The organism is Phreatobacter sp. GW821-FHT04C01 (assembly GCF_059420385.1).
The window spans coordinates 204,507-230,779 of record NZ_JBWKTP010000007.1; the positions used below are offsets into that span (position 1 = coordinate 204,507).

Genomic DNA, 26,273 nt, shown 5'->3' on the forward strand with positions numbered 1-26,273 from the left:
GCCTCCCTAAAGTCCGAGCATCAGCTTGGCGATGATGTCGCGCTGGATTTCCGAGGTGCCGCCGAAGATCGTATAGGCCCGGCCGTTGAGGTGCTCCGGCACGACCGGCAGGGCCGCTTCCGGGATGGCCGGCTCCTGGTTCATGGCATAGAGCGGCCGCATCGGCTCGACCGCGAGCGCGTCGAGGCCGATCACCTCGACGCCGAGCCGGGTCACCGCCTGGCGGATTTCGCTGACGCGCAACTTCAACAGCGACGAGACCGCGCCGGGGTTCTGGCCGGTGCGCATGGCCGAGAGCAGGCGCAGCTCGGTCATTTCGAGCGCATCGATATCGACCTCGATTTCCGACGCGCTCAAGGCGATGTCGGGATCCGCGATGGCCTGGCCCGTCGCCTCCGAGCGCGCCAGTGCCAGCACGGCGTCGAGGCCCTGGCGCAGCTTGGCCGAGGCGATGCCCGAGCCGCGCTCGAACTCGAGCAGGTATTTGCCATAGGTCCAGCCCTTGCCTTCCTCGCCGACGCGATCGGCGACCGGCACGCGCACATCGTCGAAGAAGACCTGGTTGACCTCATGATCGCCGCCGATGGTCAGGATCGGCCGGATCGAGATGCCCGGGCTCTTCATGTCGATCAGGATGAAGCTGATGCCGTCCTGCGGACGGGCGCAGACTTCGGTGCGCACCAGGGCGAACATCCTGTTGGCGTGGTGCGCGTGCGTCGTCCAGATCTTGGTGCCGTTGATGACGTAATGGTCGCCGTCGCGCACCGCGCGGGTCTTCAGCGAGGCGAGGTCCGAGCCCGAACCGGGCTCCGAATAGCCCTGGCACCAATAGTCTTCGCCCGACAGGATGCGCGGCAGGTAAGTGGCCTTCTGTTCCGCCGTGCCAAAGCCGATGATCAGCGGGCCGACCATTTTCACGCCCATGGGCGAGACCGAGGGCACGCCGGCGCGGGCGCATTCGGTTTCGAAGATCCAGCGCTGGACCGGCGTCCAGCCGGTGCCGCCATGGTCGCGGGGCCAGCCCGGAGCCATCCAGCCCTTGGCATGCAGCGCCTTCTGCCAGGGCGCGATGATCTCGGGATCGGAGAATACCGATGGAGTCAGCGCCTGGGCGCGTTTCATCTCCGCCGTCAGATGCATGGCGATGAAGTCGCGCACTTCGGCCGCGAAAGCCTGATCGTCGAAACTGAGATCCATATGCGCGTGTCCCCCGTCGGACCGGTTCAACCCGTGGCCTTGGCCATGCTGCCCAGGGCGGCATGCCGGCGGTAGTGGTGACTGCTGCCGCCGAACAGCGTCTCGAAGGCCAGGAGCCGCTTGAAATAGGCGCCGATGTCGAGCTCTTCGGTGACGCCCATGGCGCCATGAAGCTGGACCGCCTGTTCCGCGACGAACTGCGCGCATCGGCCGATCTTGGCCTTGGCCCCGGACGCCGCCCGGCTCCGCTCGCGTGGTGCGGCGGTCGCCGTCAGCGCCGCGTGCAAAGCCATCGACCGGGCCTCCTCGCAACGGATCGACATGTCGACGAGCCGATGGCGCACGACCTGGTTGGCGGCGAGCGGCTTGCCGAACTGCTGGCGCGTCCGGGCATAGTCGAGCGTCCGGTCGAGCACGGCCTGCATCATGCCGACGGCCTCGGCGCCGAGCGCTCCGAGGGCGCGATCGACCACGGCTTCGATCGCCGCGAGGCCGTCGCCATCGCCGAGGCGGGCCTCGGCTGGCAGATCGACGCCGGCGAGCGCGATCGTGCAGGCGCCGCCCCCGCCGAGCCGCGGATAGTCGCGCATGGTCAGGCCGGCCGCATCGGGCGGGACCAGGAACAGCGCCAGCGCAGGATCGCCGTCTTCGGCGATGCGCGCCGAGACGATGATCTGGCCGGCCGCGCGGCCGTCGAGCACGGCGACCTTGTGGCCATCGAGGCGCCAGCCCTCGGGCGTTCGTCGCGCCAGGGTGTCGACCGCGGCCAGGTCGAAACGCGCGGCGCGTTCCGAATGGGCGAAGGCGAGATGCAGCTTGCCTTCGGCGACCCGCGGCAGAATGGCTTGCTTTTGCCGCTCGCTCCCGCAGGAGGCGACCAGACCGGCACCGATGACGACCGTCGCCAGATAGGGTTCGCTGACCAGCCCGCGGCCAAAGGCCTCCATCAGAATGCCGGTCTCGACGGTACCGCCGCCGAGACCGCCATAGGCCGCATCGATCGGCAAGGCGAGCCAGCCCAGATCGGCGAAGCGCCGCCAGGTCTCGGCGCTGAAGCCGAGCGGCTCGGCGGCGTTGCGGCGCCTGAGATCCGCCGAATAGGTATCGGCGACGAAGCGCTCGACGCTGTCGCGCAGCAGGCGCTGTTCCTCGGTCGGGGTGATGTCCATCGCGCTAGCCGGCGGCGATCGGGCCGCGGGGCGGCCATCCGTTCGGCGCCCGTACGGCGCCTGCGCCCGATGCCGTGGGATCAACAAGGCCCATGACGGTTCTCCCCGGAGGTTCCGCATCGCGGATTATTGTTTGGACGGCGCTCGCTCGGCCGATTTTGCTGTCGCCATGCTCGTCTTGAAAGCTCATCGGCCGGCCAGCCAAGCTATTCGATCTTTCCCGGCGCGAGCTATCCGTCTTGTGACGGGGGCGATCGCGCCCCGCGCGACGCTCGCATGGTGGGAAAGGCCTGACATCCGCCTGTCGTGGCCGCCATCCTAGATCAGCGCGATCAGGTGTGTTCCGCGGGGACGGCCAAGCGTGCCGGCCCGAAATCAAGGTGCAAGGTGACCCGATGAAAGCCCAGGACGTCAGAGCAGCCGCATTCGCCATGCCCTTGCACAGGCCGTCTTACCCGCCCGGACCCTATCGCTTCGTCGACCGGGAATATCTGACGGTCTGCTATCCCTGCGATCCTGCCGCGCTCCGGCGTGTCGTGCCGAAGCCGCTCGAAGTGGCCGACGCCACGGTCCGCATCGAATTCGTCCGCATGCCCGACTCGACCGGCTTTGGCGCCTATAGCGGCGCGGCCCAGGTGATCCCGGTGACTTTCGGCGGCGAGACGGGCAGCTATATCCGCTTCATGTTCCTCGACACCCACCCGCCGATATCGGGCGGGCGTGAACTCTGGGGCTTTCCGCAGAAACTCGCCGGCCCGAAGCTGGCGGTCGAGCGCGACACGCTGGTCGGCACGCTCGATTTCGGTCGCATCCGGGTCGCCACCGGCACCATGGGCTACAAGCATCAGCGGGCCGATGCCGCGGCGACCGAAACGGGTTTCGTCGAGCCGACCTTCCTGCTGAAGATCATTCCCCATGTCGACGGCAGTCCGCGCATCTGCGAACTGGTCCGGGTCACCAAGAGCGGCGTGACCCTGAAGGGCGCCTGGACCGGTCCGGCGGCGCTGGAGCTGCATCCCCATGCGCTGGCGCCGCTTGGCGACCTGGCGATCGCCGGTCCCGTCACCGGGCTGCACATGATCGCCGACTACACGCTCGATCTCGGCAAGGTCGTTCACGACTATCTCGCCTGAGCCGCAGACCCGCTGCTTCACCTTATCCGCGCGCCGACGCCGCACCAAGGACCGTTTCGATGGAACCCGCCGACATCCTCAGCAAGGCCTATGCGATGCCCCTGGAAAATCCGTCTTTTCCGCCCGGGCCCTATCGCTTCGTCAACCGCGAATTCCTGATCATCACCTACCGGACGACACGCGAGGCGCTGGAGCGGGTGGTTCCCGAGCCGCTCGAGATCGTCGAGCCGATCGTCAAATACGAATTCATTCGCATGCCCGACTCCACCGGCTTCGGCGACTACACCGAATCCGGCCAGGTCATTCCGGTCCGGCTGCCGGACGGGCAGGGCGGTTTCCAGACCGGCGGCTACGTCCACGCCATGTTCCTGGACGACGATCCGCCGATCTCAGGCGGCCGCGAGCTCTGGGGTTTTCCGAAGAAGCTCGCCGCGCCGAGCCTGAAGGTCGAAGGCGACACCTTGGTCGGCACGCTCGATTTCGGGCCGGCGCGGATCGCCACCGGCACCATGGGCTACAAGCACCAGCGCATCCCCGATGAGAAGGCCCTGCACGCGCTGCAGGAACCGGGCTTCCTGCTCAAGATCATCCCGGATGTCGACGGCAGCCCGCGGGTTTGCGAACTGGTTCGCTATTACCTGCGCGACCTCGACCTCAAGGGCGCCTGGAGCGGCCCGGCGGCGCTGGAGCTCAGCCCGCACGCCCTGGCGCCGGTGGCCGACCTGCCGGTGCTGGAGATCCTGTCCGGCGTGCATCTCATCGCCGACCTGACGCTCGATCTCGGCGAAGTCGTGCATGACTATCTCGCCTGAGCCGGTCCGGAGCTGCGCGAGGTGACGGGCAAGCGGACAACCATGGGGGCGCCGTCGACGCCGGCGTGCCGACCGGGCAATCCCTGATGGCCAGCCATGGCCGGTTCGTGGAATGATGCCTTTCGCCGCCTGGGTCGTCGCGCTCCGGTCATGCGTGGTCATGCGCCGGCCGGTCCGCCAATGCCCTGGTCGAAAGGGAGGATCATGCAGAGGCGTCGGCGTGTGCTGCATCTCAGGATCTGGATCATGCTCGCCGGCCTGGTGCCGGTGGTGCTGGTCATGGCGCTGGTGCTGAGCCAGCATCGCTTGCCGGAGCCCGTGCCGCTCCGGTTGAGTGATCCCGTCGCCGCCGGCCCGTCGCGATGAGCGTTGGCCGGCCGTGTGGCGCCGGCCACCCGGAACACGCGCCTCAGGTCTTGCGGATGCCCGACACCCGGGCCTCAACCACTTCCATCGCCTCGCCGTCGCTGCCGACGAGATCGAGCATCGTCTCGAAGACGGCGCGCTGGGCCCGCAAGGCGCCGAGGCGCCGGGCCGCCGCCATCATCTGCCGCTCGGCCTCGGCCAGGAGCTTCTCGTCGGCGGGATCGCGTTGGCGATGGTCGCAGCCTTCGGTCCCGGCGATGCTCGCGGCCGTAGCGCTGGCGTCGTCGAGCCTGCGCTTCAGGCCTTGTTGCTCGCGGTCGAGCGAGGCGATCGAGAGCCGGATCGCCGCCCTGATACCGTGGAGCCGCGCCTGATCGGCATGGCCGTCGCGATCGCCGGAGCGGAAGCGGGGCGCCGGATCCGTCGTTCGAAAGCGTGAGAAGAAGGCCATGGCGATACGCGCTCCACTGGCCGAGAGCTGGACATGGCCGGCTGTCGGGACGTCGGAGGCTTGCCACTGGACCGTCCGCCATTCGAGAACGCGCCCGATGGCGACATGGCCCGATGATGTCTCCGGTCCGGCAAGCGTTCGACCGGCATCCCGGCCCAAGCAAGCGCCATGCCTGAGGGCGGGCCGCTCGGGCCGGCCGAGCCAGCAATTCAGCGGTCAAACAGGGTTAGCGGAGCGTAAACTTGCTCAGCTTCGCGAGCAAGGCATTGGCAAAGGACCCGTTCTCCTTGGCTGGGCGCGGCAGCCAGAACGTGATAAGAACGGCGCCGAGGAATACGATCGCGCTCACGACGATCGGCGCGCCGACCAGAGCAACGACTGCCCCATAGGGCCAGAGCAACACGGTCGTGAGGGCTCCAATGGCGATGGCGACAACAACCAATACGACGATCATCGAGTCGAGCCTTACCTGGATACCAAACGCCGCGATCTTCTAGTTAATCGTCGTGCAACCTAGACGATCTCGCCCAGAAGAGCGAATGCATCATCGGGACATCGGACGAACACCCCTTCGTCGAACCCTTCCATAGCAGAGCCATCATTGCCGGTATTGGTATTGGCGGGACGTCGGGGGGATGTGAGCGGTCGCGGCAGCGTGGCCGAAAAATTGCTTGATGATCGCCTGTCGGCCCGGGGCCGGCGGCCAGGCAAAGGGAGCATCCGATGCTGCGTGACAGGTCTCCGCAATTTTCGCCGATGACGTCGACCTCGTCCCGGGCCAGGCGTGCCTGGCTCATGCTCCTGTGTTTCCTCGCCGTCCTGCTCGCGGCCACGTCGGCCGCCTCGGCGGCCGAGACCGGTTACCGGCTCGGGCCGCAGGACAAGATCCGCGTCAAGGTGTGGGAATGGCGCGCCGCCTCCGGCGACACTTTCGAGTGGACGGCCCTGAACGGCGAGTTCACCATCGATTCCGCCGGCATTCTGGCCATTCCGCTGGTCGGTGCGGTTCATGCCGAGGGCGCGACGACCGGTGAGGTCGCCGGCATCATCGCCGATCGCCTGAAGGTGGTGGCGGGGCTGATCAGGGCGCCGAACGCAGCGGTGGAAATCGCCCAATACCGGCCGTTCTACATTGTCGGCACGGTCGAGCGCCCGGGCGAATATCCCTATCGTCCCGGCATGAGCGTGCTTCAGGCGGTCAGCATTGCCGGCGGCTTCTATCGCCCGGATACCAGCCTGTCGCGCTTCGAGCGGGAAAGCATCATCGCCCAGGGCGACATCAAGGTCAGCGAGACCCAGAGGCTCGCCTTGACCATCCGGCGCGACCGGTTGAACGCGGAAGCGCGCGGCGACGGCAACCTGGCCTTTTCCGAGGAGATCCTCCAGCGCCAGGGCGAGGCGGTGATTGCCCAGGGCATGCGCGAAGAGGGCATGATCTTCGCGACCCGCCGCCAGTCGCTGCAGGCGCAGGTCGATCTGCTGGTCCAGGCCAATGCGCTGCTGGAGGAGGAATTGAGGACCCTTGCCGCCAAGAGCGTCACGCAGCAGAAGCAATATGACCTGGCGCGCCGCGAGCTCGACAGCATCAACAGCCTGATGGCGCGCGGCCTGGCGGTCAGCGGCCGCCAGGTGGCGGTCGAGCAGAATGTCGCGCAAATGGAAAGCATGATGCTCGACCTGACGCTCGCCCAGGCGCGAACCCGCCAGGACATCAGCCGCAACCAGCGCAACATGATCGAACTGGGCAACCAGCGCGCCAACGAGGTGCTCAAGGAGCTGCGCGAAACCCAGGTCAATCTCGACCAGGTCACCGAGCGGATCTCGACCTTCCAGGTCCTGCTCTACGATTCCCAGGTGACCGGGCCGCGCCTGCAGGTGCTGCAGGCCGACGAGGCGGCGAGGCTGAGCTTCCAGATCGTCCGGCGCCAGGACGGGCGCCTTCAGGACATCGGCGCCGATGCCTCCGCGCCGGTCCTGCCGGGCGACATCATCAAGGTCCAGCGGCCGCCGCCGACCCGGACCCTCAGCGGCGCGGCGGGATCGAATTTTGCGCAGAGGCTGCCGGCCGGGACCCGTTAGCACTATGGCGCCGCATCGGGCGCCGCGCGAAGGGCGGCTATCCTTGATAACGCGCCCGGCACGGCTCCCGGGATCTCATGCGCGCGCACCCGAGCCCTGGCCGTTTCGCAAGGCGCCGATGTGCTCGGCCATCCGGGTCTCGAAGACCGCGGCCGAGAAGCGCCGCGCATGCGCCGCGATGGCGGTGGAGTCGAACCGGCCGGCGCGGAGCCGCTGTTCGGCATCGATGATCGCATCCACCGTCTGCCGTTCGAAAAAGACGCCGGTCACCCCGTCGACGACCGTCTCGGTGGCCCCGCCGCGTCCATAGGCGATCACCGGCCGCCCGGAGGCCATGGCCTCGACCGGGACGATGCCGAAATCCTCCTCGCCCGGAAAGATCAGCGCGCGGCAACGGGAATAATGATCCTTCAGCACGCCGAAGGGCTGCGACCCCAGGATCCGGACATTCGGCTTGGCCAGCTTGCGCAATTCGGCGAGCATCTCGCCGCCGCCGATCACCACCAGGTTCTGGCCGGTCCGGTTGAAGGCCTGAACGGCCAGGTCCGGACGCTTGTAGCCGACCAGTTCGCCGGCCATCAGGTAGAAGTCGCCGATCCCGGCTTCGGGCAGCACGGCGAAGGCATCGACGTCGACCGGCGGATGGATGACATACGCCTCGCGGCGGTAATAGCGCTGCACCCGGGACGCGACGGTTGCCGAATTGGCGATGTAGTGATCGACGCGATTGGCCGAGATCGCATCCCAGTTCCGGATGTAGTGGGCGATGAACGGCATGAGAGCCCGGGTCACCAGCCCGGACCGGTTGCGATAGTCGTGGAACATGTTCCAGATGTAGCGCATCGGTGAGTGGCAATAGCAGATGTGGATCGAACCCGGCGGCGGAATGATGCCTTTGGCCGGTCCGGACTCGCTGCTGATGATCAGGTCGTAGCCCCTGAGATCGAGCTGCTCCAGGGCCAGCGGCATCAGCGGCAGGTAACGCTGATAATAGCGCCGGGCGCGCGGCAGCCGGTTGATGAAGCTGGTCCTGACCCGGTGGCGATTGATCGTATCGGAAATGGCTTCGGGAACATGGACATGGGTGAACACGTCGGCGTCCGGATACATGCGGCACAAGGATTCGACGACCTTCTCGCCGCCCCTCATCCCGACCAGCCAGTAGTGGATGATGGCGACCTTCATCGTGCTGCCGGGAATTCCGCCTCCGCTCTTGCCTAGGTCATCCGCTCGTTGAGCACGGCGCCGGCGATCGCGGCGGTCGCCGCGCCGAGCGCGGTGACCATCCGGGCGGCGTCGCGCTGCCGGGTCCGCCCGGCTTCGATGACCAGAATGTAGGAATCGAGGACCGATCCGATGGCCCAGGCATCCGGCAGCACCGAGAAGGCCGGCAGGTCGACGACGATGCGGTCATATTTGGCCCGGAGCGCCTCGAACAGCGCGCGACCCTTGGGCGTATCGATCAGGTCGCTGAAGTGGATCCACTGGTGGTCGCGCCCGACCGGCATGAAGGACAGGCCCCGGATCAGCGTCGGGACGAGGGCGCCATCGGCCGCGCCGCTCGCCATTGCCTGGACCAGACCGTCGTCCTGGTGGTCCGGCATGCTGGCGGCGAGCCGCCGGGTCAGGCTGGGGTTCTGCGGATTGGCGTCGATCAGCAGGGTTCTGCGGCCGGCCGCCGCGAAAGCCAGCGCCAGGTGATAGGCGATGACGGTCTTGCCTTCGCCTGCCAGCGCCGAGGTGACGCCGATACATTGCCGCCCGGACGATCGCAACGTCATCTCGAAGGAGGTCCGGATCTCCCTGATGCTGATGCTGAAGGGCGCCGAGGGCTGGTCGACGATGATGTTGACGCCCCAGCTCTCGGCGCCCTCGGCCATGACGCTGTCCATGGCCGTGAAGTCCTCGTCCAGTTCCTGGATCGCGCCGAGGCAGGCAAGGCCCAGCTGGCGCTCGATCTGCGACCGCTCGCGGATGACCTTGAGCAGGCGGAACCGGGTCAGCGCGGCGATCCCGCCGGCGAACAGGCCGATGGCGCCGGCAAGGCTGAGAATGAGCGACGTGCGGGGCGCCGACGGTCCGGTCGGCGGCAGCGCGGCGGTGATCACCCGGGCATCGGCGGCGGGGAAGGAGCCGACGTCGATGACGCCGGTTTTCAGGGCCTGCGCGGCGGCGTCGCCATCGGCGTTCAATTCGCGCATGGACCGCTCGAACTGGCCCATGCGCCGGACCGCCTCGATGCGCGGCGCCAATTGGCGGCCGATATAGGCGGCCGTCACCGCATTGGCCAGGCGAGCCGCCTTTTCCGGGTCGTTGGATTGGAAAGTGATCTGCAGGACATAGGATTGCCCGAGCCGGCGGACATCAAGCCTCTGGTCGAACTGGCTCACGACGATGCTGTAGCTGCCGCCGCCGCGGGCGCGGCTGACCAGCGATTTGAACCAGGCCGGGATCGACTGGGACGGCTGGGTGAATTCCGGGTCCTGCTCCAGCCCATGGGCGGCGATGACGCTGCGGTAGACCTGCTCGGATTTCAGCAGCTGGATCTGGCTTTCCAATTGGGCGGCGTCGATGGAGAACTGCACGAGCTCGCGATCGGGCGCCTGGCGCGCGGCTTCCGGCCGTCGCGGGTCGAACAGCACGCGTGCGCTCGCCTGGTAGACCGGCCGCGACGTCACGACGACGGCGGCGCCCACCAGCAGCGCCACGGCGACGGCGGCCAGGATCATGCGCGCATGCAGGCGAAAGGCCATGACCAGATCCCGCTGCGACTCGGGATCGAGCCGATCGGTCTCGGGATCGATCGGCGGGCGCGCCTTGGTTGCGATCAGCCCGTCCGGGCCCGGGACGTGTAGCATTGCGACTGCACCATGCTCCAAGCGGGCGAATGACCAGGGTTCACCGATCGGTTCGGTCAGCGACTTCCTTGCTGCAGCAGGACGGCGGGTATCGTCTTGACGATGATCTCGGCGTCGAGCCAGACGTTCCAGTTGCTGGCGTAGCGGCGGTCGAGCGCGATGCGCCCGTCATAGCCGCAATCGCTTCTGCCGCTCACCTGCCAGAGGCCGGTGAGGCCTGGAGGCACCGAAAAGCAGTGCGAGAAGTTCTCGCCGTAACGGTGAATTTCATCGGGAACGATCGGCCGTGGACCCACCAGGCTCATCTGTCCCATGACGATGTTGATGAGTTGCGGCAGCTCGTCGAGGCTGCTCCGGCGCAGGAAGGCGCCGAGCCGGGTGATCCTCGGATCATCGGCCAGCTTCTGGTTCTCCTGCCACTCCCGCCGGACATGCGGACAGCGTTCGAGATGGGCTTTCAGGGCCGCGTCGGCCTCCAGAACCATGGACCGGAACTTGAAGCATTTGAACGGTCGGCCATTCTTGCCGATCCGGGTTTGCGCGAAGAACGCCGGGCCTCCGTCGGATATTCGAATGGCCAATGCGATGATGATGAACAGCGGCCATAAAAAGACCAAGGCAGAGAGGGCGCCGCAAATATCTATTGTGCGCTTCGCGCACAGATTTGCGATGTTGCTATACGAGGGCAGGACGGCGCGATCGGCCGCGAATACCAAAATAATGCCGTGAGATGGAAGCGTCTTGGACACAGAACGCACGCCTCTCAAACATTTCGACCGATAATAATTAACGGTTTTTTAACTGGCCATCAAGTCGGTTTTGTGCGGCGCACAATATTTGGACGGTTTCCGGCTACCTGCGGATGAGGCGCACAATAATTATACAGAAAATTGACGTGCTTGCATCCGCCGACGGCATGCCGTCCCGCGAGGCAGCAGGACACCGACAATTTTAGGCGCTTTCGGGGCCGGCTTAGGGGACCTCTTGCCCGCTGGTGGCCTTATTTACCGCTTGTTCACGATGTTGTGTCGATCGCGTCGGCGCCGCCTCCGGGAGCCCGCGGACCGGACCTTGCATGAAAGTGTCGCGGTGGCGAGGGATGGGCGCATGGCCATGCCGGACTGGTTCATCAACGGGCGGTTCCTGACCCAGAAGACGACCGGCGTCCAGCGCTATGCGCGTGAGATCGTCCTGGCGCTCGACGCGCTGCTGGAGGAGGGGCATCCGCTCGCCCGGGGACGCCGGCTGTGCCTGCTGACGCCGGCGCAAGCGCCGGCCTTGCCCGGGCTGAGGATGATCGAGCAGCGCGCGGCCGGGCAACTGCACGGGCATTTCTGGGAGCAGCTCTCCTTGCCGAAACATGCCCGCGGCAACATCCTGAACCTGTGCAACACGGCGCCCTTGCGCGGGCGCCGCAACATTGTCTGCATCCACGACACCAATGTCTTCGACTATCCGGCGAGCTATTCGAGGCAATTCCGGCTGCTCTACCGGGCGCTGGTGCCGCGTGTGGCGCGCGCGGCGGCGACGGTGGCGACCGTCTCGGCCTATTCGGCGGGCCAGCTCGCCCGGCTCGGCATCGACCGGAGCCTGATCGCGGTGCTGCCGAACGGCCACGAGCATGTCGCGCGCTGGCGCGCCGGGCATTCGCGCCAGACCGCGGCGGCCACCGGGCCGAACACGATCGTGGTTCTGGGCAGCCGCGCGCCGCACAAGAATGTCGGCATGCTCATGGCCTTGGCCGGCCGCCTGGCCGAGCAGGGCCTCAGGATCGCCATTGCCGGCGGTGCCGATGCCCATGTCTTCCAGGACGCGGCGGCAAGCGACGCGGGCAATGTGGTCTCGGTGGGGCGGGTGTCCGACGCCGAACTGGCGGCCTTGCTCGAAGGGGCGCTCTGCCTGGCCTTCCCGTCATTCGTCGAGGGTTTTGGGCTACCTCCATTGGAGGCTTTTGCGATGGGTTGCCCGGTGGTATCGTCCGACCGCGCCAGCCTGCCGGAGGTTTGCGGCGACGCTGCGCTTTATGCCGCGCCCGACCGGCCCGACCAATGGCTGTCGGCCTTTTGCGCCTTGCGGGATGATCCGCAGTTGCGCGCCACGTTGATCGAGCGCGGACAGGCGAGAGCCAAGGCCTTTTCCTGGCGCGCGTCTGCATTGGGCTATCTCGGCGTGATGGCCCGGCTGGACGGGACCTGATCCAGCCCGAGGAATGACGGGGTCGCACATGGCGGCCGCGGTCATGGCATGTCGTTTGCTAGATAAACGGTGGCGAAAGCAAGTCTTCGCGAAGTCGAGATCGACCACGCCTCCAACGAGCGGCCATTTCCGGTCCACCAGTGCTGACATGCGCGTGACATCACCTGACTGGATCATCGTCGGTGCGGGTTTTACCGGAGCGGTCCTCGCGGAGCGTCTGGCGTCTCAGTCGGGCCGGCGCGTGCTGGTCATCGACAGGCGCGATCACGTCGCGGGCAATGCCTACGACTATCGCGGCCCATGGGATATCCTGGTTCATAAATACGGCCCCCACATCTTTCACACCAACAGCAAGAAGATCTGGGACTACCTGTCGCAATTTACCGCGTGGCGTCCGTATTTTCATCATGTCGTCGCGCATGTCGACGGCAGGTACGCGCCGATCCCGTTCAATCTGAATACGCTCGAAGATCTTTTCCCTCGCCGCATGGCCGAGGCCATGACGGAAGCGCTCGTCGATACCTACGGTTACGGTGCCAAGGTGCCGATCCTCAAGATGCGGGAGGAGGGTGGCGAGCAGTTGCGCTATCTCGCCGACTATATCTACCGGAAAGTCTTCGAGAACTACACGTTCAAGCAATGGTCGCTGAAACCGGAGGAGCTCAACCCTTCCGTCAGCGCGCGCGTCCCCATTCATATCAGCCGGGACAACCGCTATTTCCAGGACGTCTACCAGGCCATGCCGGTGGACGGCTATTCGGCGATGTTCGCCCGGATCCTCGCGCATGAGAACATCTCGGTTTCGACCTCCACCGAGTTCGAGGCGGTGCGCGGCCTCTATCCGGACGCTAAGGTGGTGTTCACCGGGCCGATCGACGAATATTTCAAGTTCGAGCACGGCGCGTTGCCTTACCGCAGTTTGCGGTTCCGCCTGGTCGAACGTCCGGAGGCCGAAGCGCAGCCGGTCGGAACCGTGAACTACCCCAACGAGTTCGATTTCACGCGCATCACCGAATTCAAGCATCTGACCGGCCAGAAGGCCGATGGCACGATCCTGGTCGAGGAATATCCCGAGGCCTACGTGCCGGGACGCAATGAGCCCTATTATCCGATACCGACGGAGGATACCGCTGCCGCCTTGGTGCCCTATCAGGACATGGCCAACGGGTTGAAGGGCAAGGTCTGGTTCGCCGGACGGCTTGGGGATTATGCCTATTACAATATGGACCAGGCCTGTGGTCGCGCCCTGGCCCTGTTCGAAAAGCAATTGGCGGTTGTATAAATAATCCGGAGGAAACAAAGAGGCCGAAATACGCATGCGTTTCATTCCATATGCGTAAGGACGTGCCATGAGTAAAGTTTCAGTCTTGATGGCGACCTATAACGGGGCGCCCTATATTGCGGAGCAATTGGAGAGCATCGGCCGGCAGACCCATCTTCCGCATGAGTTATGGGTGACGGACGACGGATCCAGCGACGACACGCTGCGCATCGTCTCCGCCTTCGCCGAGCGCGCGAAATTCCCCGTGCGCATCCGGCTGAACGCGCAACGCCTCGGCTACGGCGAGAACTTCCTGAGCGCGGCGATGCTCTGCGACGGCGAGTTCATCGCGTTCTGCGACCAGGACGACGAATGGCATCCGGAAAAGCTCGAGCGATGCGTCGCGGCCCTGGAGCGGGAGGGCGCGCTGCTCTGCGCCCATACTGCGACGCTGATCGACGGCGAGTCGCGTTATCTCGGCTATTTCGACCAGGGCATTGCCCGCACCGAGACCTATCCGCCGCTGCACCTGCCGCCCTGGGAGGTGTTTTACGGGATGACCGAGGTGTTCCGGCGCGATCTCCTGAGCCTGATCGACAGCAAGCATCGCGGCCTGGACAGCCACACCTTGAACAGCCAGCTCGCCCATGACCGCTGGGTCTATTTTCTGGCCCACAGCCTCGGCAAGGTCGTCACGCTCGCCCATCCCCTGGTGGCCTACCGCCAGCATGGCAGCAACGCCTATGGCGGGCTGAGGAAGAGCTTCATGACCCGGCTGCGCGGCAAGCTCGTCGGCTCGGCCGACATCCTGCGCAAGCACGAGGCCATGGCGCTGCACCGGGCCCATATGCTGGCGGAACTGGCCAAGACGCCGGCGGGCGTGCCGGTCGCCGATCAGGCGCGCGCCGCCGCCAGCTATTGGCGGCGGCTCGGCGACACCTACGCCTTGCGGGCGCGCCTCTATGACGGCCCGACCTTCGGCGCGCGCCGCTCGGCCCTGACCCGGCTGGTCGGTCGCGGCGCCTATCGGGCCGGCGGCGGCGGGGCGATCAGCACCAAGGTGCTGATGAAGGACGTCGTGCTGGGACTGTTCCGCATTCGCATGGCGCGGGCGCATCCGGTCCGGCACCGCAGCGGCAAGTCGGGCATGCGCGTCGAGGACAAGTCATGACCGTGCTGGCTCCCCGCTACCGGAGGGTCGCCGTCTATGCCCCCTCGGCCTCGATGACCGGCGGGCCGGAATTGCTGCACCAGCTCGTCCACGAGATCCGGGCGAATGGTGGCGAGGCGGCCATCCATTATGTTCCAGATCCGCTGGCCGCCGTCCCCGAGCGATACCGGATCTACGATATCCCGACATTGACCGCGATCGATCCGGCCGACGGTGATTGCATCGTGGTGCCGGAGACCATGGTGCGGCGGCTGCCGCTGTGGTCGCCGGCGCAGCGCTACATCTGGTGGCTCAGTTTCGACTTCTTCCAGAGCCGGCACCGGGGCGGGGCGGGGCAGCTGTTGGCCAATCTCTACAAGGAGGGCTTGATCCAGTGCCTGACGCGGCTCGGTACCGGGCACCTGTTCCAGTCGCATTATGCCCGGACCCGGCTGCGCCGCCGGGGCATGAACGGCGCATTGCTGTCCGACTATCTCTCGCTGGCTCCCACCCCGGACGATGCCGCGCCGCGCGACGACCTGATCCTGTACAATCCGAAAAAGGGCATCGAGATCACCGACCGGCTGAAGCGGCAGTGGCCCGACCTGCGCTTTCTGCCGATCGTCGACATGACCAGGGAACAGGTCGAGGAGGCATTCCGCCGCGCCAAGATCTATATCGATTTCGGCGAGCACCCGGGCAAGGACCGGCTGCCGCGGGAGGCAGCCGCGATGGGCACCGTCGTGATGGTCGGCATCAGGGGCGCCGCCGCCTTCGATGAAGACGTCACCTTGCCGGCGATCTACAAGCTCGCGGTCGATGGCCGGCTGCCGGCCAGGTTTCGTGCGCTGGTCGACGACATCATGGCCGATTTTCCCACCCATCAGGCGGCGCAGCGTCCTTATCGCCAGGTCATCGCGGCGGAACGCGAGGTCTTCGCCCAGCAGGTGCGGGATGTCTTTTTCATCGCGAACTGAGCAGGGGGGGCCGCGCTGCCCCGGCCCGGCGAGGGCGGGCCGATGACCTGGCCGGTCGGGATCTTCTGGCTGCTGCTGGCCTGGGGGCTGGTGAGCCGACGGCCGGTGCTGATCTTCCTGTTCTTCGCGGCCGCTCCCTTCGGGGCGCTCGCTGTGGTGCCGGTCGATCTGGTCGGCGGCATCAATCTGCTGCCGCAGGCGGTCTGCGCCTGCGCGGTCGTTCTGCGCCTGGTGCTCGATCCCGGCGCGCGCGCGCAGGCCCTGCAGGCCATGGCCGACGTCAAGCGCCTGGGCCTCCTGTCGTTGTTCCTGATCGTCAGCCTCCTGGTGACGGCCTTCATGCCGCGGCTGTTCGCCGGAACGGTCGATGTGGTGTCGATGGCCGGTGTCGCCGAGGGACCCCAGCCTCTGGCCCCCGGCACCTACAACCTGACCCAGGCTGCCTATCTCGGCCTCTCGGTCCTGACGGTCGCCGCCTTCACGGTCGCCGCCGCCGATCGATCCATGATGGCGACGGTGGGCCGGGCGATTCTCGTCGGCGGAGCGACGCTCGCCGCGACGGGCCTGGCGACCATGGCGGCGGACGCCGGCGGCATGGGGCCGCTGCTGGAGCCGTTCAGGACGGTGTCCTATGTGCTGCTGACCGAGGATGAGGCGCTGGGTGTCCGCCGGCTGGCCGGCCTGATGCCGGAGGCCTCCTCCTTCGGCGCCTTGTGCGTGCTTTATGGCGCCGCGTCGGGGCTGCTCTATCCCTGTTTCGAAGGCGCCATGCGGCGGTTTGCGGCGGCGGTCGCATTGACGCTGTTCGTCATGGCCGCCTTGTCGACCTCGTCGACCGCCTTTGTCGGCCTCGCCGTCGGCGGCGGCTTGCTCGCCGCCAACTGGTTGCGCCGCCTGCTGTCGCCGTCGTCGCTGCATCCGACCGGCGGCCAGATCGAATTCGTCGTTGCGGCGGCGCTGCTGATCGCCGCCCTGGCTTTGCTGCTCCTCGACACCCGCGTGTTCGAGCAAGCCGGCGACATGATCGACCTCATGCTGTTCCAGAAGGTCTCGTCGGAGTCCTATGTCGAGCGCATGCGCTGGAACGACACCGCCATGGACGGTTTCTGGGCCACCGCGGGGCTCGGCGTCGGGCTCGGCTCGGCGCGCGCGTCGAACTGGTTCGTCGCGCTGTTGAGCAATACCGGCGTGATCGGCGCCGCGCTCATGCTCGCTTTCGTGGTCCAGAGCTTCATCCGGAAGCCGCCGTCCGCCGATCCCTGGCGGGCGGAGTTCGTCTGGGCGCTCAAGGGCGTGCTGCTGCTCGGCCTGGTCATGGGGGCCCTGGCCGGCACCTCCGCCGATTTCGGCGTCGGGACGGGCGCTGTCTACGGCATGCTGGCGGGGCTTGCCCGTCGGCGGGCGCGCGCCGCCGGCCCGGTCGGGCGGTCCGAGCCGCGGCCGGGCCTGCCCGAAACGGCGGCCTGAACGGCGTCTCCGCTCAGGATCCGTGGAGCCATTGGGGGGAAGGGGCGCCGGACGCCAGCAGGGAGGCATAGAGCCGGTGGTAATCGGCATGGAGACGCTCGACCGAGAAGCGCTCGAGATTGCCGAGGGCCTGCTGCTTCATGCGGGCGAGCCTTGCCGGATCGCCGAGCAGGCCGTCGATTGCCCGCGCGAAGGCGCCGGCATCGCCCGGCGGCACCAGCAGGCCGGCGGCGCCATGGTCGAGCGCCTCGGGAATGCCGCCGACATCGGAGGCGACAATGGCGCAGCCGGCCGACCGGGCCTCGATATTGACCAGCCCGAGCGGCTCGGCATGGGAGGCGAGGACGAAGATGTCGGTGTTGCGCAGCACGGTTTGCGGGTCGTTCAGCGAGCCGTGGAAGTGGATGCGGCCGCCGAAGCCGGTGGCCGCCGCGGCGGCCTCCAGCCTGGCCCGGTCCGGGCCGTCGCCGACGATATGCAGCTCCGCCGGATGTTTGGCGGCGACCAGGGCGAAGGCCGCGATGATGGTGTCGACACCCTTGCGCTGGTGCAGGCCGCAGACTGTGGCGATGCTCGGCCGGGTCACGGGAAGGGCGGGTTCATCGGCGAAATAGCTGCTGCGTGCGCCGCCGAGCGGGGCATTGAGAATGGTGACCAGTTTGCGCTCGGCGAAACCGCGCCGCATCAGCGTGACCCGCTCGGCTTCGCTGACCGCGGCGATGCCGTCGGCCAGACGCATGATCCGCGAATGGCCGTCGAAGGAATTGTGCACCGTGGCCACCAGCGCGGCCCGGCTCAGCCGCGTCGCGCAAAAGCCGAGTGCCGCGCCGGCCATCATATGCGCGTGGACGATGTCGATCCGGCGCTGCCGGATGATGTGGCGCAGGCGGATCACCGCCCGCAGCAGCTCCAGCGGCTTCCCGGTGCGCTGCCGCAGCGCGATGTGCTCGACCCCGGATCGCAGCAGCAGGTCGCGCAATTCGCCGCCTTCGCCCGCATAGGCCACCTCATCGCCCTTGGCCGCCTGGATACAGGCCAGGTCGACCGCCGCGTGCACATTGCCATGGCCGAGCCGGCAATGGTTGACCAGGTGCAGGATTTTCATCGCGCCGGCCTCGATCGGGTTTGCCGCCCGCTCACTTCGAATAGACCCTGATGTAATCGACGAACATATGCGAGGGGTTCGGCGTCTCGGCGATCGGCCAGCCGCTGCCGAGCGCCAGATTGACCAGCGGAAACAAGGGCTGGGCGAATTCCGGCGGCGTCTCGATCCGCCAGTAGGACTGGCCGTCGAGATAGAACGTCGTCCAGCGCGGCTCGACCATGACACCGAACCTGTGCCAGTCGGCCGAGAGATCGTCATCGAGCCGGGTGACATGTGGCACGTGGCGGCTCGGATAGACCTTGTCCATCGACCAGACGTGATAGACGCTGTGGAAGACCCGCGGGTCGTGGCCGTAGAATTCCATCACGTCGATTTCCACCGCGTAGCGCGCGCGTTCCGTGCCCATCAGCCAGAAAGCCGGCCACACGCCTTTGCCCGACGGCAGCTTGGCGCGCATTTCGAAATAGCCGTACATCTGGGCAAAGCCGTTGCCCTTCAGGTCGTTGGCTGCGAGCAGGCCGGACTCCCAGCCGCCTTCGGCGTTTTTGCGCGCCTCGATCCTGAGCACGCCGTTGTCGATGGTGAAGGGGAAGCCCGGTGTCGGGTCGACGAAGCGGGCATCGCCGAAATCGCCGTTCCAGGGCGTATGAGCGATCCAGCGGCTGTTCGGACCCCATGGCGAGACGCTGAGGCTGTCGAACTCCTCGGCGAAGCTCAGGCTGTAGCCGGAGAGATCCAGCTGCTGGACGCCGTCGGCCTGCCGGGACCAGCCGGTGAGAAGCCCGACCGCGATCGCCGCGACGACGAGCAGGGCCGAAAGCCCCAGAGCCCGCATAGGGCGGGTTTTCGCGGGGGCGCCGCGGGCGCGCGGCGGAGAGCGGACTCCTCGTCCCGTCATGGGCGAAACCGCCGGGGCGCTCCGCTGCGATCATCGGGGCTGGCTGCCATGTGGGATCTCCGATGCTCACTCGAATTTCAGGATGTTGCGCGGATGGAGGCGGCCGAGGCAGAGATCGCGCAGTGCCAGGACGTTACCGTGGAGGCGCCCCTTGCGATCGACCCAGGGTTCCGGCCTGACGATGCCCGCGACATTGGCCGCGACATTGCGGGCGGCCTGGATCAGCGCCCGGTCCGGCCGCATCGTGCGTTTTTTCAGCAGGTGCCAGGGGTTGGCGATCTGCGAATAACCGAACCTGAGGCCCGAGGACCGGCCCCGTTTCGTGCCGAGGTGAACGCCGCGCATCGCCGCCGAGCCGACGATGCGGCCGTGGGCCGCCATCCGGCGGCTCAGGTCGACGTCTTCGAGCCAGGCATAGAGTGGCAGGTCCTCGTCGAAGCGGATCCGTTGGGCGTTGAGAACGCCCAGCCGCACCGCCATGTTGCAGCCATAGCCGTTGTAGAGCGCCTGCGGCTGGCGATCGGGGGCCTGGTCGCGGGCGTCGGCGATGATCGCGCGCGCCTCGTCCGCGCTCAGCCCCGGGCCCGTGGCACCGTCGGCGAGCACCAGGCCGGACGCCACGACCACGTCGGCATGGGCGTCGAACAGCGCCTCTGTCTCCGCCAGATAGGTCGGCAGCGGAAAAAAGTCGTCGTCGAAGAAAATCAGGAGACCGTCCGCGACCGCGCCCAAGGCGTCGATGATGGCATTGCGCTGATGACAGGCGCCGGGCTGTGACCTGACCACCGTGATCGCCAGCGGCAGCCCTGCGGCGGCCTCGGCGTCGAAATCGCCGGGCGCGGCGGGGCAAATGAAGATACGGTCGGGCCGGCGGGTCTGACGGACCAGCTCGCTCAGCGTCTCGGCCAGGACATCGCGCCGGCCGGCGGTGGCGATCGCGATGAAGAGGGGCCGGTCGGTCATCTCAGCTTCTCTCGACGCCGTGGCGGCAGAGGGCGCGAAACCTGGCCGGCATCCGGCCGAGGTCGACGATCACGGGCCGAGCTTGCCGGTCGAAAATGGCGGGAACGAGGGACGCGATCGTCATGGTCGGGCACCCGGTTCGATCGGCGCATCCTTGGTCGGCCGGCATCGGGAAAGTCTCCGCCGCGATCGCGAAGGAAAGCACGGCACGGCCTGACCGGGCTCGCCTGCCATGGACAAAGCATGATCCGTGCCGGGCGAATGGGGGCAGCGGGCGGAACCGGCCTGCCTTAATTGTGCCGCCAGCCGAATGCTGCATGGTTTGGCGGGGCCGCCCGGCCGGCCGCTCGCAGCCCGGAGGCAAGGCGCCTTCCTCATTCACGCATCGTCTTGGTCCTGCTGCGGCATGATGTTTGCTGGGCAGTGAAGGGGGATGACCGTTCGATCTGATCGATCAGGAGGACGCGACGTGCGACATCAGCACAGGACCTCGCAGATCAGCCGCCGACCAGGCTTGGAGGATCCCGCGCCGTGACCGTGCAGGCGGGAGCGCGCCCCGAAGCCAAGCGCCCGAGCCTCGCCGAGAACATCGTCTCGCTCGGCGCGCTGCAGCTGTCGTCCTACCTGTTGCCGCTGGCGATCGCCGCTTATACCGCGCGGGTGCTGGGGATCGAGGCCTGGGGCCGGGTGGCGCTGGTCCAGCTGGTCCTGACCTATTTCACCCTGGTCATCAGCTGGGGCTTCTCGTGGAGCGCCACACGCAAGATCGCTGCGCTGCACGACAATGAGGCGGAAATCTCCAGGGTCGCCGTCGCGACCATGGCGGGCCAGGCCATTCTGGCCCTCGTCATGGCCCTGGTGCTGGTGGTCCTGGTCTTCACCGTGCCGTTCTTCGCGCGCGACGCGCCATTCTATCTCTGGGGCATCGGCGTGCTGCTCGGCGCGGCGGTCTTTCCGACCTGGCTGCTGACCGGGCTGGAGCGTATGCGCGATTTCTCGATCATCCAGATCTCGGCGCGTTGCGTCACGCTGGGGCTGGTGGTGATGCTGGTCCGCCAACCCTCGGACGCCCCCTTGATGATCGCCGCCAATGCCATGGCCGGCATCTGCGCCGGCGCGGCGACCCTTTTCTGGCTCAGGCGCAGCGCCTTGCTGGCCTGGCGCAGGCCGACATTGAGCCAGATCTGGCACGAACTGCGCGACGGCGGCACGATCTTTGCCTCGACCACGGTGATCGGCCTCTACGTCAATGTGACGCCGATCATCCTGGGAGCGCTGATGGGACCCGCCGCCACCGGATCTTTCGTCCTGGCCGACCGCATCCGCCAGGCCGCGCAATCGGTGCTGGCGCCGGTCTCCAATGCCTTGTTTCCGCGCATCAGCCGCCTGGTCCAGGCCGATCCCTTGCTGGCCCGGTCGATGCTGCGGCGCTCCGGCGCCGCCATTTTCGCCGTTTCGATCCTCATCAGCGCGGCGCTCTACCTGGCTGCCGATCACCTGGTGACGCTGGTCGGCGGCCCGGCATTCCTGCCGGCCGGCCGGGTGCTCGGCTGGCTCGCCATGCTGCCCGTGGTCATGTCCTTCTCGACATTCTTCGGCCTGCAGGTGCTGCTGCCGCACCAGAAGAACAAGGTCTTCAACATCATCCTCGGTTCGGCCGGCGTGCTGAGCCTGGCGATGATCGTGCCGCTGATCCTATGGAAGGGCGCCGAGGGCGCCGCGATCTCGCTCTGCGTCACCGAGGCCTTCGTCTCCGCCGCCATGACCATCTATCTGGCCAGATCGGGCTTCTTCTCCGGCAAATGGAGCCGGCCGGTCGCGGCGCAATAGACCCGACGGCAACCGTGCATTCTCTTGGCCGTGCATCGTCCGTCGCTCGACAATCCGGGGATCGCAAACCGTGCTGGCACACAGGCTCAAGCAGCGCGTCCGGCTGACGCGGCAAGGTCTCCGGGCGATCCTGGCGCGCCCGGCGCGGCTGACGCTGAACAGCGTTCGCCGCGTCATCAACATCTACAACAGGGCCGATGATTTCTGCCGGGGCAAGGGCCTGGAAATCGGGGCCCTGTCGCTGCCGTTCCGGTTCACGCAAGCCCGGATGAGCTATGCCGATATTACCGGCGACGAGGACATGCGCGGCATTCTGGAGGCGATTCCGATCGACAATCTCTACGAGGGCCGCCTGGTCCGCCCCGACATCATCCTGAGGCCGCCGCGCTATGATCTGGCGGGGGTTGCCGATGGCGATTTCGACTTCGTCTATTCCTCGCATTCGCTGGAGCACAGCCCCAATCCGGTCTTCGCCCTGTCGGAATATATGCGGGTCGTGAAGCCGGGCGGACACGTCTACACGGTGATCCCCAACAAGGAGCGGACCTATGACGTCAAGCGCCAGACGACACCCGCTGCCCAGCTGGTTCAAAAATATCGCGACGGCGTGTTCGGCTATACCCTGGACGAAGCGGTCGATGTCGTGGAGAGGAGTTCCGGTCACCCGCTCTATGACGGCAAGGGCCGCGATTTCGCCGAGGACATCTTGAGAGAGAACACCGGCATCCACCACTTTCATACCTTCGACGCCGCCAGCGTGATCGCGCTCGTCGCCTTCTGCAAAACCGAGTTCGGGTGCGATCTGGTCTATTTCTGCGTCGAGGGCATCAACATCCATTTCTGCCTGCGCCGCGGCTGACCGGCGCAAACAGCGAGGACATCGAGGGATTGCCGATGGACGTTCAGAAACTGGCACTTCCGGAGGTCTGCCTCATCCGGCCGCGACGGCATGCGGATGAGCGGGGCTTTTTTTCCGAGGTTTTCGTCGACCGGCTGTTCCGGGCCGAGATCGCCGACGTCGCCTTCGTCCAGGACAACCATTCCCTGTCGCGCGACAAAGGCGTCATCCGTGGCCTGCATTTCCAGGTTTCGCCGCATGTTCAGGGCAAGCTGGTGCGCTGCACCAGGGGCCGCATGCTCGACGTCGCCGTGGATATCAGGACGGGCTCGCCGACCTACGGCCGGCATGTCGCGGTCGAATTGTCGGCCGAAAACGGCGGCCAGCTTTGGGTTCCCGGCGGCTTCGCCCACGGCTTCTGCACGCTCGAGGCCGATACCGAGGTCATCTACAAGGTGACCGATTATTATGCGCCCGAATGCGACCGTGGCCTGGCCCACGACGATCCCGCGCTCGGGATCGCCTGGCCGAGCCTGGACCATCCCCCGATCCTGTCGGCCCGGGACCGGCATCATCCGCGGCTGGCCGAACTCGGCGACGTCTTCGGTTATGGCGGTCCGCCGGCGGGGTCTTGAGGGAGAGTTCGAGCATGCGCGTTCTCGTCACCGGCGGCGCCGGTTTCATCGGCTCGGCGGTGTGCCGCCACCTCGTCAACGATCTCGGCGTCGCCGTCGTCAATGTCGACAAGCTGACCTATGCGGCCAATCTCGCCTCGCTCGAGACAGTGGCGTCCGACCCGCGCTACGCTTTCGAGCGTGTCGATATCTGCGATCGCGACGGCCTGGACCGGGTTTTCCGGACCCACGCGCCGGATGCCGTCATGCATCTGGCCGCCGAAAGCCATGTCGACCGCTCGATCTCGGGCTCGCGGGTTTTCGTCGACACCAATATCGTCGGCACCTTCACCATGCTGGAGGCGAGCCGGGCCTATCTCATGAAAGCCTCGCCCGACCAGCGCGCGGCGTTCCGCTTCCTGCATGTCTCGACCGACGAGGTCTACGGCTCGCTCGGCGATGCCGGCCTGTTCTGCGAGGACACGCCTTACGATCCGAGCTCGCCCTATTCGGCCAGCAAGGCGGCCTCCGACCACCTGGCGCTCGCCTGGCATCGCACCTATGGCCTGCCGGTGGTCGTGTCGAACTGCTCGAACAATTACGGGCCTTATCATTTCCCGGAAAAGCTCATCCCGCTGATCATCCTCAACGCCATCGAGGCGCGGCCCTTGCCGGTCTACGGCGCCGGCCTGAACATCCGCGACTGGCTTTATGTCGATGACCACGCCCGCGCGCTGTTCCAGGTCCTGACGCGCGGCCGGCCCGGCCAGAAATACAATATCGGCGGGCGCAACGAGATCAGGAACATCGATGTCGTCCGGCAGATCTGCGCGCTCATGGACCGGATGATGCCCAAGGCCTTTCCTCATGCCGACCTCATCACCTTTGTCGAGGACCGGCCCGGCCACGATCTGCGCTATGCGATCGATGCCACGAAGAGCGAGGCGGAGCTCGGCTGGCGTGCGCAAGAGACCTTCGAGACCGGTCTCGCCAAGACCGTGCGCTGGTATCTCGACCGGCGCGACTGGTGGGAGCCGCTCAGGCGTGACGCCTATGGCGGCGAGCGGCTCGGCCTGGTGAAGAGCTGAGGGCGCCGCGTGATGCATATCCTGGTGATCGGCCGGCAAGGGCAGGTGGCGCGTTCGCTGGTCGAGCGGGCCGCGGCGCATGGCGGCGTCACGCTCGTCGCGGCCGGTCGTCCCGAGCTCGACCTGTCCCGGCCGGGCGCGCTGGACGAGCTCATGCGACGCCATGCGCCTGATGTCGTGATCAATCCGGCCGCCTATACCGCCGTCGACAAGGCCGAGACCGACAGCGACGCCGCCTTCGCGGTCAACCGGGACGGTGCAAGGGCGGTGGCCGAGGCGGCCGGGCGCTTCGGCGTGCCGGTCATTCACCTGTCGACCGATTACGTCTTCGACGGCATGAGCCGGTCGGCCTATCGCGAGGACGATCCGGTCAACCCCGCCGGCGTCTATGGCCGGTCCAAGCTCGCGGGCGAGCGGGCGGTCGCCGCGGTCAATGCGAAGCACATCGTCGTCCGCACGGCCTGGGTCTATTCGCCGTTCGGCACCAATTTCGCGAAAACCATGCTGCGGCTCGGTCGCGAGCGCCCTTCTCTCGGGGTGGTCGACGATCAATGGGGCTCGCCGACCTATGCGTCCGACCTGGCCGACGCCTTGCTGACGCTCGCGCCGAGCCTTGCGGGGCCGGCCTGGCGCGACGCGTTTGCCGGCACCTATCACCTTGCCGCCGGGCCCGGCATGACCTGGTGCGCTTTCGCCCGCGCGATCTTCGCGGTCTCGGCACGCCATGGCGGCCCCGCGGTGCCGGTCGAGGCGATCACCACGGCCGACTACCCGACCGCCGCCGTGCGGCCGGCCAATTCCCGGCTCGACTGCGCCAGGATCGCGCAGGTTTTCGGCCTTTGCCTGCCTGACGTCCAGGACGCCCTCGAACGCTGCGTTCCGCGAATTCTCGCGGCAGACCCGGCCAGCACGACGATCGGAGCCACGCGATGAAGGGTATTATTCTGGCCGGCGGCAGCGGCACGCGCCTGCACCCGATGACCATGGTGTCATCCAAGCAGCTCCTGCCGGTCTACGACAAGCCGATGATCTATTACCCCTTGTCGACGCTCATGCTGGCGGGCATCCGCGAGATCTTGATCATTTCGACGCCCCAGGACCTGCCGGCGTTCAGGAACCTGCTCGGCGACGGCCGGCGCTGGGGGCTGGAACTGTCATATGCCGAGCAGCCGCGGCCCGAAGGGCTGGCGCAGGCCTTCATCATCGGGGCCGATTTCGTCCGTGGCGGTCCCTCGGCGCTCATCCTCGGCGACAACATCTATTACGGCCATGGCCTGCCGATCATCCTGACCGAGGCGGCCAGGCGGACGGCGGGCGCAACCGTCTTCGCCTATCACGTCACCGATCCCGAGCGTTACGGCGTCGTGGCGTTCGACGAGGCGGGAACGGCCTTGTCGATCGAGGAGAAGCCGGTCACGCCCCGATCGAACTGGGCGGTGACCGGGCTCTATTTCTACGACGCCGAGGTGGTCGAGATCGCCCGCGCGATCAGGCCCTCGGCGCGCGGCGAACTGGAGATCACCGACGTCAACAGCGCCTATCTCAGCCGGGGCGACCTGCGGGTCGAGCGCCTCGGTCGCGGTTTCGCCTGGCTCGATACCGGCACGCCGGACAGCCTGCTGGAAGCCGGCGAATTCGTCCGGGCCCTGACCAAGCGCCAGGGCTTCCGCATTTGCTGCCCCGAGGAGATCGCCTTCCAGCTCGGCTACATCACCCGGGACGAATTCGCGGGCCTCGGCGAGGCCTTGTCGAAAAGCGATTACGGCAAATACCTGCTGGCACTGAGCCGGTCGTAAGTGGGGCGAGGGCCTCGGTCCGCCC

25 protein-coding genes are annotated in these 26,273 nt (G+C 66.8%); 15 read left to right on the top strand and 10 right to left on the bottom strand.

The window, feature by feature from the left end:
- Nucleotides 1-6 precede the first annotated feature (6 nt).
- Both AC07WJ_RS24975 and AC07WJ_RS24980 read right to left on the bottom strand, forming a co-directional pair.
- Nucleotides 7-1,197 (bottom strand): acyl-CoA dehydrogenase family protein, encoded by a 1,191-nt coding sequence (locus AC07WJ_RS24975; protein WP_494937377.1) that lies wholly within the window; start codon nt 1,195-1,197, stop codon nt 7-9.
- A 26-nt stretch (nt 1,198-1,223) separates the two neighbouring features.
- Nucleotides 1,224-2,366: an acyl-CoA dehydrogenase family protein gene (locus tag AC07WJ_RS24980; RefSeq protein ID WP_494937378.1), complete on the bottom strand. Its 1,143-nt coding sequence runs from the start codon at nt 2,364-2,366 to the stop codon at nt 1,224-1,226.
- Nucleotides 2,367-2,761: 395 nt separating this feature from the next.
- Here AC07WJ_RS24980 and AC07WJ_RS24985 point away from each other — a divergent pair, with 395 nt between their 5' ends.
- From AC07WJ_RS24985 to AC07WJ_RS24995, 3 genes are all read left to right on the top strand, one after another.
- A complete protein-coding gene (locus AC07WJ_RS24985) occupies nt 2,762-3,499 on the top strand; it encodes an acetoacetate decarboxylase (protein ID WP_494937379.1) in 738 nt (245 codons plus the stop codon).
- Between the two features lie 59 nt (nt 3,500-3,558).
- Entirely contained in the window at nt 3,559-4,311 is a 753-nt protein-coding gene (locus AC07WJ_RS24990) for an acetoacetate decarboxylase (RefSeq protein WP_494937380.1), read from the top strand.
- Between the two features lie 204 nt (nt 4,312-4,515).
- A complete protein-coding gene (locus tag AC07WJ_RS24995; protein ID WP_494937381.1) occupies nt 4,516-4,677 on the top strand; it encodes a hypothetical protein in 162 nt (53 codons plus the stop codon).
- A 43-nt stretch (nt 4,678-4,720) separates the two neighbouring features.
- Here AC07WJ_RS24995 and AC07WJ_RS25000 read toward each other — a convergent pair whose 3' ends face one another.
- Nucleotides 4,721-5,128, bottom strand: a complete 408-nt coding sequence (locus AC07WJ_RS25000) for a hypothetical protein (protein WP_494937382.1) — start codon at nt 5,126-5,128, stop codon at nt 4,721-4,723.
- Between the two features lie 226 nt (nt 5,129-5,354).
- Nucleotides 5,355-5,582, bottom strand: coding sequence for a hypothetical protein (locus AC07WJ_RS25005; RefSeq protein ID WP_494937383.1), 228 nt, complete (start codon nt 5,580-5,582; stop codon nt 5,355-5,357).
- Between the two features lie 269 nt (nt 5,583-5,851).
- Between AC07WJ_RS25005 and AC07WJ_RS25010 the strand changes: the two genes are divergently transcribed.
- Nucleotides 5,852-7,207 carry a polysaccharide biosynthesis/export family protein gene (locus AC07WJ_RS25010; RefSeq protein ID WP_494937384.1) on the top strand — a complete coding sequence of 452 codons (1,356 nt, stop codon included), beginning with the start codon at nt 5,852-5,854 and terminating at the stop codon, nt 7,205-7,207.
- Between the two features lie 75 nt (nt 7,208-7,282).
- Here the strand turns inward: AC07WJ_RS25010 and AC07WJ_RS25015 are convergent, their stop codons facing one another.
- Genes AC07WJ_RS25015 through AC07WJ_RS25025 form a run of 3 tightly spaced genes read right to left on the bottom strand, consistent with a single transcriptional unit; the run spans nt 7,283 to nt 10,814 of the window.
- Nucleotides 7,283-8,392 carry a glycosyltransferase gene (locus AC07WJ_RS25015; RefSeq protein ID WP_494937385.1) on the bottom strand — a complete coding sequence of 370 codons (1,110 nt, stop codon included), beginning with the start codon at nt 8,390-8,392 and terminating at the stop codon, nt 7,283-7,285.
- Nucleotides 8,393-8,424: 32 nt separating this feature from the next.
- Nucleotides 8,425-10,065, bottom strand: a complete 1,641-nt coding sequence (locus AC07WJ_RS25020) for a Wzz/FepE/Etk N-terminal domain-containing protein (protein ID WP_494937386.1) — start codon at nt 10,063-10,065, stop codon at nt 8,425-8,427.
- A gap of 56 nt (nt 10,066-10,121) precedes the next feature.
- On the bottom strand, nt 10,122-10,814 hold the full coding sequence (locus AC07WJ_RS25025; RefSeq protein WP_494937387.1) for a sugar transferase: 693 nt from the start codon (nt 10,812-10,814) through the stop codon (nt 10,122-10,124).
- Nucleotides 10,815-11,172: 358 nt separating this feature from the next.
- Between AC07WJ_RS25025 and AC07WJ_RS25030 the strand changes: the two genes are divergently transcribed.
- The 5 genes from AC07WJ_RS25030 to AC07WJ_RS25050 all read left to right on the top strand — a co-directional run bounded on the left by AC07WJ_RS25030 (nt 11,173) and on the right by AC07WJ_RS25050 (nt 17,116).
- On the top strand, nt 11,173-12,261 hold the full coding sequence (locus tag AC07WJ_RS25030) for a glycosyltransferase family 4 protein (RefSeq protein ID WP_494937388.1): 1,089 nt from the start codon (nt 11,173-11,175) through the stop codon (nt 12,259-12,261).
- Nucleotides 12,262-12,289: 28 nt separating this feature from the next.
- A complete protein-coding gene (glf, locus tag AC07WJ_RS25035) occupies nt 12,290-13,543 on the top strand; it encodes a UDP-galactopyranose mutase (protein ID WP_494937389.1) in 1,254 nt (417 codons plus the stop codon).
- Between the two features lie 67 nt (nt 13,544-13,610).
- Nucleotides 13,611-14,693: a glycosyltransferase gene (locus AC07WJ_RS25040; protein ID WP_494937390.1), complete on the top strand. Its 1,083-nt coding sequence runs from the start codon at nt 13,611-13,613 to the stop codon at nt 14,691-14,693.
- The gene (locus AC07WJ_RS25045; protein ID WP_494937391.1) at nt 14,690-15,649 is read left to right on the top strand and encodes a hypothetical protein; all 960 of its coding nucleotides are present in this window, start codon (nt 14,690-14,692) and stop codon (nt 15,647-15,649) included. Before AC07WJ_RS25040 ends, AC07WJ_RS25045 begins: the two co-directional genes overlap by 4 nt.
- A gap of 42 nt (nt 15,650-15,691) precedes the next feature.
- Complete coding sequence (locus tag AC07WJ_RS25050; RefSeq protein ID WP_494937392.1) at nt 15,692-17,116, top strand: hypothetical protein; 1,425 nt, start codon at nt 15,692-15,694, stop codon at nt 17,114-17,116.
- Nucleotides 17,117-17,129: 13 nt separating this feature from the next.
- Here the strand turns inward: AC07WJ_RS25050 and AC07WJ_RS25055 are convergent, their stop codons facing one another.
- From AC07WJ_RS25055 to AC07WJ_RS25065, 3 genes are all read right to left on the bottom strand, one after another.
- Nucleotides 17,130-18,221, bottom strand: coding sequence for a glycosyltransferase family 4 protein (locus AC07WJ_RS25055; RefSeq protein ID WP_494937393.1), 1,092 nt, complete (start codon nt 18,219-18,221; stop codon nt 17,130-17,132).
- Nucleotides 18,222-18,252: 31 nt separating this feature from the next.
- Nucleotides 18,253-19,056 (bottom strand): glycoside hydrolase family 16 protein, encoded by an 804-nt coding sequence (locus tag AC07WJ_RS25060; RefSeq protein WP_494937394.1) that lies wholly within the window; start codon nt 19,054-19,056, stop codon nt 18,253-18,255.
- Between the two features lie 129 nt (nt 19,057-19,185).
- Nucleotides 19,186-20,082 (bottom strand): glycosyltransferase family 2 protein, encoded by an 897-nt coding sequence (locus tag AC07WJ_RS25065; RefSeq protein WP_494937395.1) that lies wholly within the window; start codon nt 20,080-20,082, stop codon nt 19,186-19,188.
- 531 nt (nt 20,083-20,613) lie between these two features.
- Between AC07WJ_RS25065 and AC07WJ_RS25070 the strand changes: the two genes are divergently transcribed.
- The 6 genes from AC07WJ_RS25070 (at nt 20,614) to rfbA (ending at nt 26,248) form a co-directional block, all read left to right on the top strand.
- A complete protein-coding gene (locus AC07WJ_RS25070) occupies nt 20,614-21,912 on the top strand; it encodes a flippase (protein ID WP_494937396.1) in 1,299 nt (432 codons plus the stop codon).
- Between the two features lie 70 nt (nt 21,913-21,982).
- Complete coding sequence (locus tag AC07WJ_RS25075; RefSeq protein ID WP_494937397.1) at nt 21,983-22,771, top strand: methyltransferase domain-containing protein; 789 nt, start codon at nt 21,983-21,985, stop codon at nt 22,769-22,771.
- 35 nt (nt 22,772-22,806) lie between these two features.
- Complete coding sequence (rfbC, locus tag AC07WJ_RS25080; RefSeq protein ID WP_494937398.1) at nt 22,807-23,385, top strand: dTDP-4-dehydrorhamnose 3,5-epimerase; 579 nt, start codon at nt 22,807-22,809, stop codon at nt 23,383-23,385.
- Nucleotides 23,386-23,399: 14 nt separating this feature from the next.
- Complete coding sequence (gene rfbB, locus AC07WJ_RS25085) at nt 23,400-24,452, top strand: dTDP-glucose 4,6-dehydratase (protein WP_494937399.1); 1,053 nt, start codon at nt 23,400-23,402, stop codon at nt 24,450-24,452.
- 12 nt (nt 24,453-24,464) lie between these two features.
- Nucleotides 24,465-25,385, top strand: a complete 921-nt coding sequence (gene rfbD / locus AC07WJ_RS25090; RefSeq protein WP_494937544.1) for a dTDP-4-dehydrorhamnose reductase — start codon at nt 24,465-24,467, stop codon at nt 25,383-25,385.
- A complete protein-coding gene (rfbA, locus tag AC07WJ_RS25095) occupies nt 25,382-26,248 on the top strand; it encodes a glucose-1-phosphate thymidylyltransferase RfbA (protein ID WP_494937400.1) in 867 nt (288 codons plus the stop codon). The genes rfbD and rfbA overlap by 4 nt, the downstream gene beginning before the upstream one ends.
- The last annotated feature ends 25 nt before the right edge of the window (nt 26,249-26,273 follow it).